Source organism: Rhodothermales bacterium (assembly GCA_034439735.1).
Taxonomy (GTDB): domain Bacteria; phylum Bacteroidota; class Rhodothermia; order Rhodothermales; family JAHQVL01; genus JAWKNW01.
On the sequence record JAWXAX010000044.1, the window covers coordinates 1 to 14,647 of the forward strand.

Here is a 14,647-nt window from a genome sequence, read left to right on the forward strand (position 1 = left end):
ATCCCCGCGAACGCGGGGACCCATTGAACAATCGAGAATACCTCACTTGCAGTTCCTGGCTTGCTTCAGCGCAACATTAAAGCCTGGATGGTTCCCCGCCTTCGCGGGATGACTTGCTCTGTATGCCATATGCAATTCTGAACGGCTTCTAAGCCTGCAACCTGCAACCTATAACCTGTAACCTGTAACCATTTACTCAATCACCTTTGGCGGTTTCTCCCGGACCTTATCGCCCTCGGCAATGCCCGAGAGGACCTCGATCTGGATGGCGTCGCTTAGGCCAGTCTGGATGATGCGTTCCTCCAGCGCGTTGTCGGCCAGGAGGACATTCACGCGCGCGGTGTCGCCACTGAATTCGATGACGCGTTCGGGGATCAGCAGGACGTTCACCCGTTGTTCGATAATGATCTCGGCGTTGGCCGAATAGCCGGCCCGAAGCACCACGGTTGCCGGGTTGCTTTCCGGAGAGGTGGCCTCTTTCTCGGTGGCGGAGAGGATTTCGAGTTCGACGGGGAAAACGGTCGAGTTGTCCTCTTTTTCAGCCTTGAGCCAGATCCTGGCCAGCAAGCCGGTGACCTTGGCGTTAGGGAGGGCGCCGACTTTGATGACGGAGTTCATGCCCTCCTTGAGACGCCCTACATCGATTTCATCTACCGTGCCGCGGAAGATCAGGTCGTTCATATCCGCCATCGTCATCAGCACCGTGCCCTCCTGGTAGGAGGTGAGGGGCACTACGTTGTCGCCGATCTCGACCATCTTATCCAGAATAAACCCGCTGACGGGGGCGCGGACGACGGTTTCGAAGCTGCCGCTTTCGGTGGACACGCGGCCTTCCCGGAGCAACTCCAACTGCTCACGGGCTATCTGGACCTGCAGGCGGGCCTCTTCGTAGCTGCGGCGGGAGCGCTCGAATTCCTGGTCGGCCACCAGCTGTTTGTCGTGCAGCGTCGTCTGGCGGTCGTATTCCGCCTTCAAATTGTTCACCTCAAGCTCGCGCAGCTGGATCATGCGCTCGGCGTCGACCAGTTCGCGGGGGGTTGGGGTGGGCTTGATCTCGAGGAGCGGATCGCCGGCCTTCACAAAGTCGCCCACGTCGGCGAACTGGCGGCGGGCGACGCCGGAGAACTGGGATTTGACGCTCACTTCGACGCGGGGCTCGATGGTGCCTACGGCCAGGGCCTTGTCGACGATGTCGCCCCGGGAGGCCAAGACATGCGGGATGACCTCTTCTTGGTCCTTGTCACTGTACGCTTTGTAGGCGGCTCCGCCGCCGCCAACGATGACTATGATGATGCCCAATATCAACATCAGGCGTTTGGCTCCTTTCATAAGTCTCGAAGTGGCGGGTGAATGGGAGGGCCGGCTCGTGGCGGCTGGTCGTACACTCTGGCTCCGTACGGCCGACGCCGAAGCGATGTTACAGGAGCCCGGGATGCCGGCTAGAAAAGTAGCAGTAAAAAATATCGATGCGGCGGCAACTTGATCGTTGTACTCCTGTAAAAGAGTTGACAAAGTGTCAATAGTCTTCTAAGCCATGTCCACCTCAGAACGACGTCAGGAAGAGAAAGAGCGCCGGCGCACCGAAATCGTCGATGCGGCGGAGCGCGTGTTCGCGATGAAGGGTCTCGACCGGGCGACGATGGCGGATGTGGCGGACGAAGCCCGGCTGAGCCGTGGGCTCGTTTATTTTTACTTTAAAGACAAGGACGACCTTTACCTGGCGCTGACGGTGCGCGCCTTCGAGCGGCTTCGGGAAGCGTTTGAAACGGCCGTCGTCCACCAGCCGGATGGGTTGCACAAGATCACCGCCATCGGACGGGCCTATGTAGCCTTCCACCGCGAACAACCGCTGTATTTCCAGGCGATGGCGGACATCGAGGCGCGCGCCGTGCCGATGGCGCCTGTCGAGGCCACGGAGAATGCTACCGCATGTATGCGCGAGGGGGAGTGCATCCTCCAGTTCATGGCCGCCGTCATCACCGAAGGTATCGCCGACGGCTCGATTCGGCCGGATGTCGGAGACCCCATGCTGACGGGGATCAATCTCTGGGGCTTCACCCACGGCATCATTCAGCTGGCCGCGAACAAAGCGGACATGTTATTCGAACTCCACCAGGTCCACAGCGAAGCCCTCATCGACCAGGGATTTCACATGATGCTGCGCGCACTCGCCCCGCCAACCCCGGGATAAAAAAATTTGCTTTTTCCATTGACAAAACGTCAAAAGATGATGAAACGCCAATGCATATGTGCCGTCAATGGCCGCTTCTGGCTGCTGCTTCTGCTGGCGGCGCTGTTGGGCGTCTACCTGTTCCGGCCCGAGCCGGCTCGGGCGCAGACACCCTTGGAAGGGTATGTCGAGGCCGGCCTGGTCAGTAACCTCGCGCTCCAACAGCGTTCGCTCGATCTGGAGAAGAGCCTTCGGGCGTTGGACGAAGCGCGGGGGATGTTCTGGCCCGAAATCCGCCTCGAGGCGCGTTACTCGCGCGCCGGCGGGGGCCGGCAGATCCTGTTTCCCGTGGGCGACCTCATGAACCCGGTGTACCAGACGTTGAACGACATCCTGGGGTCGCAGGGGCAGCCCGCGCCGTTCCCGACGATCGAAAACGTCGAGATTCCGTTTTTGCGGGAGCGGGAGCAGGATACGCGTGTCCGCCTCCTGCAGCCGATTTACCAGCCGGCGATCCGGCAAAATTACCGGCTCCAGGGTCACCTGATGGAGGCGCAGGAAGCCGGGCTCGAGGCGTTTCGGCGGCAACTGGCGCGCGACATCAAGGTGGCCTATTACGATTACCTGAAAGCCCAGCGCGCCGTCGATATTTTCGCCTCGGCGCATGGCGTGGTCGCGGAAAATGTCCGCGTGAACGAGCGGCTCGTGCAATACGCGAAGGCGACCGACGAGGCCGTGATGCGCGCGCGGGCCGAGTTTTTCGATGTGGAACAGCAGCAGGCCGATGCCGCGCGCCAGCGCGATCTGGCCCGATCGTATTTCAACTTCCTCCTCAATCGCCCGCTGGATGCCGCTATCGACGCGCCGGCCGACGACGCTCGGCTGCCGGTCGCCACGTACCGGCTTGCGGTACTCCGTCCGTCCGAAGCCGTCGCCATAGACGCCCTCGCGCGGCGGCAGGAACGGAAGCAGCTGGATGCCGCGGTGCTGGCATCGAGCGCCTCGATCGACATCCAGAGAAGTAATGCGATGCCCGGCGTGGCGCTGGCATTTGATCTCGGGATTCAGGGGGAGGACTATGGCATCGCCGGCGACCGTTCCTACTACATGGCGTCGGTCGTCCTCCAGTGGAAGTTATTCGACGGTTTCCAGGAACGCGCTCGCATCCAGCAGGCGCGCCTCGACACCCGCCGGCTCGAACTCCAGAGGGAAGAGCTGGACGATCAGATCCGGCTGCAGGTGCAGGACGCTATGGATAACCTGGAGGTCGCCCATCGCTCCCTCGCCACGGCCGAGGAGCGCCTCCTCGCCTCGCGCGAAGGGTACCGCCGCGTGGCCCGGAAATACGAGGAGGGGATGGAAAATCAGGTGACGCTGCTTGATGCCCGAGACGTATGGACCCGCGCCGAGCTGAATATGAACATCACCCGGTACGATCTCCTCATCCGGCTTGCCGAGTTGGAGTTCGCGGCCGGCGGCGAATGACGGCTCAGGGCTTAGCACCTGGTGATCATAGTCTTTCCCCCTGCCGTCATCCCCGCGAACGCGGGGAACCATGCAACCATCAAGCCTCGCATGGATCCCCAATCAAGTTGGGGATGACGAGGCGGCGGTAAAGCACAACGTGTACGATTCAATCAAGGCCACACCCCATGAAAATCGATCAATTGGTACCTCTTTCTGGCGCCGGGCGCTCGAACGTCCTGACCCTGGCGCTGCTGCCGGCACTTTTGCTCGCCACCCTCGCGTTCGTCGGCTGCAACCGCAACGCCGACGCCGAGCAGCCTGGACCCCCGTCGGATGCGCTGGCGGTGCGCACTGCTCCGGTCGTGCGGGATACCCGCCCGATGCCGATCTACACCAGCGGCCGACTGGCGGCCAAGAGCGAGATGAAACTCTCCTTCAAGATCGGCGGCCTGGTCGATGGGCTGTTTGTCGATGAAGGCGCGCGGGTTCGCGCCGGCGCGGTGCTCGCGCAGCTCAACCGGACGGAGATCGACGCCCAGGTGCTCCAGGCGGAACGGGCCGACGAGAAAGCCCAACGGGATCTTGAACGGGTTGAGGCGCTGTTCGCGGACTCGGTCGCGACGCTTGAGCAGGTGCAGGATGCGCGCACGGGCGCCGAGATTGCGGGAGCCAGCCTGCGCATCGCCGCCTTCAACCGGCAGCATGCCACCATCGTGGCACCCGTGTCGGGCCGTGTCTTACGCCGGCTCGCCGAGCCCAACGAGTTGGTGCAGGCCGGTCAGCCGCTGTTCCTGTTCGCCGGCGACACCAGCGGGTGGATCGTGAGGATGGGTCTGGCCGATCGCGACATCGTAAAACTGAGCCTGGCGGACTCCGTTCATCTGGCCTTCGATGCCTATCCGGATGTCTTGTTTACGGGCTACGTCAGTGAGATAGCCGACGCCGCCGACCCGCTGAGTGGCACCTTCGAAGTGGAAGTCGCGATCGCGGATCCCGCCGGCAAGCTCAAGTCCGGCTTCATCGCCCGCGCCTCGTTGTACCCGTCGCAGGCAGAGACCTACGACTTCGTGCCCGTGGAGGCGCTGGTGGAGGGAGATGGCCAGGAAGGGATCGTTTATGGCCTCGGCAGCGACCGAAAGGTGCAAAAACATGTGATCCGGATCGGCCGAATGCTCGATAACGAAGTGGCGGTAGCGGCCGGCCTCGAGGGGGTGGACGAGGTGATCACCGAAGGCGCCGGCTTCCTCAACGATGGCGACTCGGTAAGGGTTGTCGATTAACCCCATCCATTTTGCCCTTTCATTTTGCCTTTTGCCCTTTTCATTTTGCCCTATGAAACTCCCTTCCCTCGCCATCCAGAACTACCCGTTTACCATCGTCATGATGGTGTTGCTGACGCTGCTCGGTGTTGTCAGCTTCATGACCATGCCGCGCGCGGAGGACCCGGCGATCCAGACCCCCGGGACAAGTATTATCGTCGTGTTTCCGGGGGCCAGCCCGGCGGACCTCGAGAGCTTGATCGTCGATCCGATCGAAGAGGCCCTCAATGAGTTGGAGGATATCCGGCGCATGGCGTCCACTACGAAGGACGGCGTGGCGACGGTTGTTGCCGAGTTTTATTCGAACGTAGAACCCGACGACGCCTACGACAAGGTGACATTGGCGGTGAACGGGGTGCGAGGGGATTTCCCGCCGGGCGTTCTTTCGGTGGAGACCTTCCGGTTCTCGACGGCGGATGTCTCCATCCTTCAGGTGGCGCTCGTTTCCGAAGCGGCCGGCTACCGCGTGTTGCAGGAGCAGGCCGAGGAACTGGAGAAACAGCTGGAGCGGGTGGCCGGCGTGATGCGCGCCGAGACCTGGGCGTACCCGGAGTCGGAAGTGCGCGTTGGGCTCGATCTTGATAAGATGCGGGAGATCGGCTTGCCGCTGGATCGCGTCGTTCAGTCCATCCAGGCGAACGCGCAGAACATCCCCGGGGGCAGCGTGGATCTGGGGCAGCGTCGGTACAACATACAGACGAGCGGCGACTACGGTTCGCTGGACGACATCCGGAACACGATCGTCCACAGTATGGGGGATCGGATCGTGTATTTGAAGGACATAGCGGCTGTCGACATGGGCTTCGAAGACGACACCTACCGCGCGCGGTACAACGGCGAGCGGGCCGTGTTCGTAACGGTCGTGCAACGCGAAGGCACCAACATCTTCACCGTGATGGAGGGTCTCAACGCACGGCTGGCCGAGTTCGAGCGGGCGCTGCCGGAGGGGGTTCGGATGGAGACCGCCTTCGATCAGTCGATCAGCGTTCACGAACGGGTAAATAGCTTTTTTGGCAACCTGCTCCAGGGCGTTCTGCTGGTCGGCGTAGTGATCCTGTTGGCGCTGGGAGCCCGCGCGTCGGCCATCGTCGTCCTGGCGATCCCTGTTTCCGTGATGATCGCGATCGGCTGGGTGGACATGAGCGGGTACGGCATCCAGCAGATGAGTATCGTCGGGCTGGTGGTGGCGCTCGGGTTGTTGGTCGATAACGCCATCGTGGTCGTCGAGAACATCACCCGATTTAGAAAGATGGGTCACTCAGGCTACGAAGCGGCGATCCAGGGGACAAAGGAGGTCGGCTGGCCGATCGTGGCGTCGACCGCGACCACGGTGTTGTCTTTTCTGCCGATCGTGTTCATGGAGAGTGATAGCGGCCAGTACATTCGCAGCATGCCGGTGACCGTGATTTATGCGTTGCTTGCATCGCTATTGATCTCGCTTACCCTGACGCCCTTTCTGGCGAGCCGCTACTTGAAGGTGGGCGACGGAACGGCGCGGCGCACGCCCTGGCTGCAGCGGGGGCTGGATCGATTGGTCGCCGGCCCCTATGCCCGTACGCTCACCGGCGCACTACGCCGGCCCGCGCTGGTGCTGATCGCGGCCTTTGCGACGTTCGCCGGCAGCCTGGCGCTGTTCCCGCTCGTCGGCGTCTCACTTTTCCCGAAAGCCGAGAAGCCCCAGTTTATCGTCAATGTCGAGACATCGGAAGGCGCTAACCTCGACTACACCGACGCCGTCACGCGGCAGGTCGAGGCCGTACTGGCCGGCCGCGACGAGGTGGCGGGATACGCCGCGAACATCGGGCGAGACAATCCCCGGTTTTATTACAACGTCATCCCCCGCGGCGAAAAGAGCAATATCGCGCAGATCATGGTCGAGGCGTCGGACATCGGCGTCATGCGCACGCTGATCCGTGAGCTGAAGACGGCGTTCGCGGCTATACCGGGCGCCGACATCGATATTCTCGAACTCGAAAACGGCCCCCCCGTGGAGGCGCCGATCGCTATCAAGGTCATCGGCGACGAGATCGATCAACTGGAGCGATTGGCCAGCGAGGTGGAGGGCATCATGCAGGGCACCGACGGCACCGACAACATCGACAACCCGATGCGGGACCCTAAGACCGACCTCCACGTCCGCATCAACCGGGACAAGGCCGGCCTGCTCGGTGTGCCGCTGGTGGAGATCGACCGAACGGTGCGCGCCGGCCTCGCCGGCCTGCCGGTGGCGACGTATCGGGACGCCGGCGGGGAGGACCACGCCATCGTCGTCCGTCTGCCGCTGGAAGGTCAGCCTACCATGGCCGACTTTGACCGGATCAACGTGAGTTCGTTCACCGGCGCCAGCATCCCGCTCCGCCAGGTGGCCGACGTGGAGTTGGAATCGGCCGCGACCCGCATAGACCATTACAACCTGGAGCGCAACGTCACCGTGACTTCGTTCGTGGAGGAGGGATATTCCGAGTTCGAGGTGACGGACCGGGTCATCGAGCAGTTGCAGGCGTATCCGTGGCCGGCGGGTTACCGGTATTTCGTGGCCGGCAAACTCGAATCCCAGCAGGAGAGCTTCTCGGGTCTGACATCCGCCCTCGTCGTCGCGCTCCTCGGGATTCTGGGCGTGCTCGTCCTCCAGTTCCGCTCGTTCGGCCAGCCGCTGATCGTGATCACGGCCGTGCCCCTGGCGATCGTCGGCGCGGTGCCGGCGCTGCTCATCACCGGCTACACGTTCAGTTTCTCCGCCTTCATCGGGCTGACGAGCCTCGTCGGGATCGTCGTCAACAACTCCATCATCCTGGTTGATTATGCTAACCAACTCGTAAAACAGGGGCGGACCGTCGAACAGGCCGTCCGGGAGGCGGGCGCCACGCGCTTCAGTCCAATTGTGCTCACCACCCTGACCACCGTCGGCGGCCTGCTGCCGCTGACCCTCACGAACTCGACCATGTGGAGCCCGATGGGGTGGGTGATCATCGGCGGACTGCTCGCGTCGACGGTGCTGACGCTGGTCGTGGTGCCGGTGCTGTACAAGCTGCTGACGCGGGGGTGAGGCGAACTCATGACAGCCAAGCGTGGCGTGCCTCCTCTTACCTCCCCAGTAATACATCGACGTCTATCGGTCCGAGGAGCGGCAGACGTTCGGGTTGTATCGTGGACCGTCGGTCGAGCACGGTCTCGTAGCGGTAGGTTCCGTGGGCGGGGTCGCGGAAGACATGTACGCGATCGTCTTCCAGGGCAATGACCCACACTTCGGGGATGCCTGCGTTGGCGTAGATCGGGACTTTTGTCCGAAGATCTTTCTTGAGGGAGGATTCAGCTATTTCGAGCACCAGGTGCACCTTTGCGGCATCCGGATGGGCATCACCATAGTCATGTTCGATTCGGACGAGAGCAAGATCTGGCTCTGGCTCGGAGAGATCATCAAGCCGAATGGGGCATTGAATTCTGACAGATGCCAACCCCAGCGCGCGAACCACGAAATATTCCGCTAGCTTCGATACGCGGTCCGCATGCCGTGCGCCTATCGGGGACATGGCGACCACCTGACCGTCAAGCAATTCGACGCGTTCGTCTGGACCGAGGATGCCGGCTTCAGCCATCGCGTAGTACTCGCGAACGGTAAAGCGGCGCAGGGCGATGGGGTCGGCCGGCATGGGCGGGACGGGTAGATGGTGAAACGGGTAGGGCATGATGTACGCATGGGAGCAGGTCTCGTTCTGGGAGGACTATACTTCTTATAGACGTGGACGCGCTGCCCTGCGTACCCTCGGTGTCGTGTTGGATGGCATCTTTTCAGGTTGTATCCTGAACGGTTCGACGAATTCTCAGGCAAGAGATCCCACATCCCCATGTTGTTAAAATCCATTGGTTTGAGTCTCGCGGGCTTGTCGCTTCTGGTGGCAGCCGGCTGCGAGCCGGGCGAGCCGCCTCGCGAAGCCGGCGCTGCCGTGGCCATCGGGCCCGAGACGTCACCGGCCGAGATCGCTCGTTTTCTGTTGGATAAAGAGCGGGCTGCTCAAGCAACCGACGCCCTGGCGCAGGGTGTTCCGGCCCTGGATCGGCAGGGCGCCTACGCTATCCAATGGGAGGCCCTGGCTCTGCAGGAGGCGGCCGGCGAGCAACTGATCGGGTGGAAGATGGGAGGATCGCGCGTCACGGCGGCCGCACCGACCCCCGATCCATCGTTTGCCTATATGCTGGCTTCGGATCGATTTGAACCGGGCGCCGTATTGCCGCCGGCCCGGTTCGTGGACGGGAACGTCCAGGTGGAGGCGGAAATTGGATTTGTGATGGGGAGCGATGTGCCCGGGCCGGAGGTGTCGATGGAAGCGTTGAGGGCGTCGGTGAAGGAAGTGACGGGCGCGATCGAACTCATCTCCATCCGGATGCGCGCCCTTCACGAAGGGGACACGGTGCCGACCATCCACCACATGATCGCCGACGCGCTGTCGAACGCCGGCGTCCTCCTCGGAAACGTCCGCGTGCCCGTGGATTCGCTCGACCTCGCGAAAGAAATGGCCCGCGCGGAGGTGAATGGCGAGATCATGTCCTCGGGCGAGGGCAAACAGATCCTTGGCACGACGCCCTGGGACGCGCTGCTGTGGCTGGCGAATGAGCTGCCCAAACATGGCCGGATGCTCCGCGCCGGTGAAATCGTGGTCACGGGCAGTTTGATCGACAATCCGACTATTGCCGCCGGAGATCGCGCAGAGGTCATATTCGAGCATCTCGGGCGGATCGAGGTTTCGATGGCGCCGCGGTAACCTGTCATGCGCTTACGCAACCGTTTTTCGGGCGTCTGGATCGCGCTCGCGATGGCACTCCTCATCCCTTCGGGCTCGCCGGTGATGATTACGAATACGCATAACGTGGGCGTGGTGCGCGACGCCGTGATCCTATCGCCTGGTCGAATGAATCGAACGCAGATGCTTCATCTGCTCTGTTCTAGGCCGGCGCCATTGATACCCCGGGCACGGGTATCTACATTACCGTGGCCGCGCACAGCCGATGGCGTGTCACTTTACCGTAGCGCTGGATCACCGACAATCATGAAGACCCCTACAAGGCATCCGGGTGCACCTCGTTCTCTCTCAATCTCGTGGGTTGCGTCGACGGTGGGAATGTCATGAGCCGACCAGGTGTAGGGACAGCAGGTCTGTTTGCGATCACCCTCTGCCTGGCGGCGTGTGGTCCCGATACACCCGGCGGATGGGCGCTTCGTGCCTCCGTGCTCGCGCCGCAGAACGCCGGCGATACGTTCGACGCGACGGCGGTAAAAGACCCGAGCGTCGTTCAATTCGAGGGGCGCTGGCATGTATTTTATACGTCCCGGGGCCAGGGCCGGTATGGCCTGGGGTATGTCGCCGCCGAGCGACTGGAAGACCTGAATAGGGCACACCGGACGCCGCTCACCGGCTTGCTGGATAAGACGGGATATGCCGCCGCTCCGCAGATCTTTTACTTTGCGCCTCGAAAGCAGTGGTATCTGGTGTATCAAACGCGCGACGCAAACTACCAGCCCGTGTATGCTGTGGCCGATCGCCCCGATCGCCCGGACGACTGGAGCGCGCCGGCGCCTTTGCTGGAGAAGGATGAGGTTGCCAAATGGATCGACTTCTGGATAATCGCGGATACGGCCACCGTGTATCTTTTCTACACGCGCTCGCACGACGAAGTAGTGGTGCGTACGACGCGGGTCGAGGCCTTTCCCGCTGACTGGGGCGCGCCACAGACGGTTCTAGCCGGCGTGCACGAAGCGGTGCACGTATACAAAGTCGCCGGCCAGGAAGCTTACCACATGATCTTCGAACTGAACGAAAACGGTGCGCGCTCGTTCGGTCTGGCCGTGGCCGAGCATCTCGCCGGCCCGTGGACGCGTACTGAATCGCCTTATGCGACCGGCGATCTCCTACAGCCGTCGCCCGACGTTCCGATGTGGACCGAGGAGGTTTCGCACGGCGAAGCGTTGCGCACCGGATTCGATCAGTATCTGGAGTATGATGCCGATCACCCGATCTGGCTGATTCAGGGGCTGTTAGGGCGCGATCACGTGGGTCCCTACGAGGAGTTACCGTGGCGACTCGGGCTCATCGAGCGGCAGTGACCCATCACCACACCTGGTGCACCCAGGGTTTTACATCTTCCTCGTAGATCTGTCGGATTCCTGCCATCGCCCCGGCGGATAGCGCCGGCAGGTTCGCGGCCTGTAGATTGGCGGCTACCTGCTCCGGACGCGACGCCCCTGGGATCACACAACTCACCTCGGGCCGCATGAGGACCCAGCGCAGCGCCATCGTCGCCAGGTTGGCCTGATCCGGCAGTAAGGCCTTCACGCGGTCGACGGCGGCCAGGCCGACCTCGTACGGGATGCCGGCGAAGGTCTCGCCCCGGTCGAAGTGTTCGCCCTGGCGGTTGTCGCGCCGGTGGTCTCCCGGCGCAAACACCGTGCTGGCCGAATAGGCACCGGTCAGCAACCCGCTGGCCAGCGGGACGCGCACGATGATGCCGACGTTTTTTTCGGCGGCCCGGGGGAAGAACAGGTCGTGGGGGCGCTGTCGAAACAGATTGTAGATGATCTGGACGGTCGTCACGGTATCGAACTCGATCGCCTTCAAGGCCTCCTCGACCTTTTCGACGCTCACGCCCAGGTGCAGGATTTTGCCCTCTTCCCGTAGCCGTTCGAAGGTCTCGAAGATTTCCGGGCGGTAGTACACCGGGGTCGGGGGGCAGTGGAGCTGGACGAGGTCCAGGCAATCGAGGCCCATCCGCACCAGCGACTGTTCGACAAAGCCGCGGAGCGCCGCCGGCGTGTAGGCGGCGTCGGTGTGCGGTTTGAGCTGCCGGCCGCACTTCGTGGCCACGTATATCCGTTCGCGAGAGGCTCGCACCGCGCGCCCGACGGCCTTTTCACTTTCGCCGCCGCCGTACACGTCCGCCGTGTCGATGAAGTTGATGCCGCTGTCGATCGCCTCGCGCAGAATGCGGTCCGCCAGGGTATGATCAAAAGCGGATCCCCATTTGCCGCCCACCTGCCAGGTGCCAAGGGCGATGTCGGAGATGTGGAAGCCGGTTTTGCCGAGGGTACGGTGGGTCATAGGGATGTTGTATATTGGTGCAAAATCGTCCGATCGGCCCAATCTACTGCAACCCATGACAAGTGTCGCCATGCCTGTTTCGAGATTTTGCGTGTTGCCTGCTCTGGTGATCATGCTCCTGACGGCCGCCGGCGAGTCCGCCGCCGGCCAGACCTTCCCCACCAACGACCCGGTCATCCAGAAGATGTGGGAAGAAGGCATCGACCGGTCACAAACCGAGGCGCTGGCGCATGAACTCGTCGACTTCTTCGGGCCGCGCCTCGCCGGCTCGGAGAACCTGGCGGCATCGCAGGAGTGGCTGCTCGAGGTGTACACTTCCTGGGGCGTGTCGGCCCGCAAGGAGCACTACGGCACCTGGACCGGCTGGCGCCAGGGGGCGCTCCACATCGATATGATCGAGCCCCGCGTCCAGTCCCTCGAAGCCGAACTGCTCGCCTGGAGCCCCGGCACCAATGGTCCGGTCGAAGGCGATGTGGTGATGGCGCCCGAAGGCCTGACCGCCGAGACCCTGCCGGCGTGGCTGACAAGCGTTCGCGGGAAGTTTGTGATGACGACGCCCCCGGAGCGGATGTGCCGCGCCCAGCAAGAACTGAAGGCCAACGCGCGTGAGGAGACGATCCAACGCCTGGACTCGCTGCGCATGGCGGACCGGATGGCCTGGGAGGAGCGCATGAAACCCATCGGGCCGGCGTTCCGTCGCGAGGCGGTGTTGGATAGCATCGGCGTGGCCGGTGTGCTCACCTCCCGGTGGTCGGGCGGCTGGGGGGTCAACAAGGTATTCAGCACCTCCGCCACGCAGGCTGTGGGGATCGATGTGTCCTGCGAGGATTACGGGCTGATGTACCGCCTCGCCAGTAGCGGCCGCCCCGTTCGCCTCCGCGTCAACGCCGACGCCGAGAAGCTGGGGGAAGTGCCGCAGTTCAACGTCGTCGCCGAGTTAAAAGGCAGCGAACTACCCAACGAATACGTACTGCTGGGCGCGCACCTGGATTCGTGGCACGCCGGCACCGGCGCCACGGACAATGGCACGGGCACCATTACGATGCTTGAGGCCATGCGCATTCTCAAGGCTACCTATCCAAATCCACGACGCACCATCCTCGTGGGCCACTGGGGGGCTGAAGAGATGGGCTTGATCGGCTCCGGCGTATTTCGGGAAGATCATCCCGAAGTGATGGAGGGCCTTCAAGTCGCATTTAACCAGGACAACGGCACGTGGCGCTTTGAGAAAATCGAAGGGCAGGGGTATCTGGACGCCGACGCGCACATCCCGCGCTGGATGTCGGTCGTACCCACCGAGATCTCGGGTCGGATCGAACTCGAAATGCCCGGCGCACAAAATAACTCCGGCAGCGACCACTCGTCGTTCGTTTGCGCCGGCGTGCCGAGCTTCCGGTTCCAGTCGCCCTACGACGAATACCGTCAGTACACGTGGCACACCAACCGCGATACGTACGACAAGATCGTATTCGACGACCTGAAGGAAAACGCGACGCTCGCCGCGATGATCGCCTACATGGCCTCGGAAGACCCGGATCGCGTCGGGCGCGAGAAGGCGCAGCTGCCGATCAACCCGCGGACGAAGGAGCCGCGTCCGTGGCCGGAATGCCGTGCCCCGCGCCGCTCGCCCCGATAAACGCTACACCCGTCCCATCCAGCAACCTTCCCGGGTCGCGACGACTGGCAGGCAGCGCGCCCGTGTCGGCCGCGCAACTTTACTCACCCGTGTATGCGTTACCTGCTGTTAGTAGCCCTTTTTGTAGCCATTGTATCCGAGCGTTCCACGCCAGCCGACGGAGTCGTCCCAATCGATTACAGCGCCATCGGCCTGACGTTCGAGGTGCCGGCCGGCTGGGAAGAGGTGGGGCCGCTCATGCTGGTCTCGAAAGCCGAGTATGAACGGAAACGGAACAACCGTTACACGGGCGCGGATAGCAGCGCGGCGATCTACGGCCATGGACTGCTTGTGACGACCCGGGTAGATTCGTCCATGTTGCCCGACCCGGCCGCTTACGCCCACCACATCGTGCAGGTGCGGATGGAAGGCTTTCATGGCTGGTATGGCCGGTTTTTGTTTTCGCTTGGCCGGAAATCCATCGGGCAATCCTTCCCGTTCCATCCCCCCGATGTGCGCTGGATCGAGGAAGAGGTACTGGCGGACACGGACCCGCGCAACCTGTTTCCGGACGGGTACGCCACCGCCTATGCCTATCAGAAAACGGATGCGCCGATAGCCATCCAGGGGCAAATCTACTACGTCATCCGGGGCACACGGTGTTATCAGATCGTCATCGAAGGGGTGCGGGATCATTTCGATGCCAACTGGCCGGTGTACGAATCCGTGCTGAAGAGCATGCGGTTCGAGATCAGCCCTGAGTAACGCCGGCTGCCGGAACAGCGGCCTACCGCGGCCTGTTACCCCGAGGATGGACGAAGCCGCTTTTTATATCCGAGAGGCCGTGGAGGCCGACATACACCGCCTCTCGGAAATCGAACTGGAGGCGGCGTCCCGTTTCGAGGCCTTGCCGGCGCCGCCGATGGCGTCGGATCGCTGTCTGCCGTATGCTGTCCTCCATCAGGGCATACGAGCCGGCCGGCTC

The 14,647-nt window shown here is 62.6% G+C and carries 11 protein-coding genes; 8 read left to right on the top strand and 3 right to left on the bottom strand.

Going from position 1 to position 14,647, the window contains the following annotated elements; genetic code table 11:
• Positions 1–192 precede the first annotated feature (192 nt).
• Positions 193–1,329 carry an efflux RND transporter periplasmic adaptor subunit gene (locus SH809_03075; protein MDZ4698666.1) on the bottom strand — a complete coding sequence of 379 codons (1,137 nt, stop codon included), beginning with the start codon at positions 1,327–1,329 and terminating at the stop codon, positions 193–195.
• Between the two features lie 205 nt (positions 1,330–1,534).
• Between SH809_03075 and SH809_03080 the strand changes: the two genes are divergently transcribed.
• The 4 genes from SH809_03080 (at position 1,535) to SH809_03095 (ending at position 8,002) form a co-directional block, all read left to right on the top strand.
• Positions 1,535–2,191 carry a TetR/AcrR family transcriptional regulator gene (locus tag SH809_03080; GenBank protein MDZ4698667.1) on the top strand — a complete coding sequence of 219 codons (657 nt, stop codon included), beginning with the start codon at positions 1,535–1,537 and terminating at the stop codon, positions 2,189–2,191.
• A 36-nt stretch (positions 2,192–2,227) separates the two neighbouring features.
• Entirely contained in the window at positions 2,228–3,655 is a 1,428-nt protein-coding gene (locus tag SH809_03085) for a TolC family protein (GenBank protein ID MDZ4698668.1), read from the top strand.
• 167 nt (positions 3,656–3,822) lie between these two features.
• Positions 3,823–4,917 carry an efflux RND transporter periplasmic adaptor subunit gene (locus tag SH809_03090; protein MDZ4698669.1) on the top strand — a complete coding sequence of 365 codons (1,095 nt, stop codon included), beginning with the start codon at positions 3,823–3,825 and terminating at the stop codon, positions 4,915–4,917.
• Between the two features lie 52 nt (positions 4,918–4,969).
• A complete protein-coding gene (locus SH809_03095) occupies positions 4,970–8,002 on the top strand; it encodes an efflux RND transporter permease subunit (protein ID MDZ4698670.1) in 3,033 nt (1,010 codons plus the stop codon).
• 37 nt (positions 8,003–8,039) lie between these two features.
• Here the strand turns inward: SH809_03095 and SH809_03100 are convergent, their stop codons facing one another.
• Positions 8,040–8,642: a Uma2 family endonuclease gene (locus SH809_03100; protein ID MDZ4698671.1), complete on the bottom strand. Its 603-nt coding sequence runs from the start codon at positions 8,640–8,642 to the stop codon at positions 8,040–8,042.
• Between the two features lie 159 nt (positions 8,643–8,801).
• Here SH809_03100 and SH809_03105 point away from each other — a divergent pair, with 159 nt between their 5' ends.
• Entirely contained in the window at positions 8,802–9,716 is a 915-nt protein-coding gene (locus SH809_03105; GenBank protein MDZ4698672.1) for a fumarylacetoacetate hydrolase family protein, read from the top strand.
• 362 nt (positions 9,717–10,078) lie between these two features.
• Positions 10,079–11,056 (top strand): non-reducing end alpha-L-arabinofuranosidase family hydrolase, encoded by a 978-nt coding sequence (locus SH809_03110; protein ID MDZ4698673.1) that lies wholly within the window; start codon positions 10,079–10,081, stop codon positions 11,054–11,056.
• 4 nt (positions 11,057–11,060) lie between these two features.
• Here the strand turns inward: SH809_03110 and SH809_03115 are convergent, their stop codons facing one another.
• Positions 11,061–12,047 (bottom strand): aldo/keto reductase, encoded by a 987-nt coding sequence (locus SH809_03115; GenBank protein ID MDZ4698674.1) that lies wholly within the window; start codon positions 12,045–12,047, stop codon positions 11,061–11,063.
• Positions 12,048–12,102: 55 nt separating this feature from the next.
• Between SH809_03115 and SH809_03120 the strand changes: the two genes are divergently transcribed.
• Both SH809_03120 and SH809_03125 read left to right on the top strand, forming a co-directional pair.
• The gene (locus SH809_03120; GenBank protein ID MDZ4698675.1) at positions 12,103–13,683 is read left to right on the top strand and encodes a M20/M25/M40 family metallo-hydrolase; all 1,581 of its coding nucleotides are present in this window, start codon (positions 12,103–12,105) and stop codon (positions 13,681–13,683) included.
• Positions 13,684–13,776: 93 nt separating this feature from the next.
• Positions 13,777–14,427, top strand: coding sequence for a hypothetical protein (locus SH809_03125; GenBank protein MDZ4698676.1), 651 nt, complete (start codon positions 13,777–13,779; stop codon positions 14,425–14,427).
• The last annotated feature ends 220 nt before the right edge of the window (positions 14,428–14,647 follow it).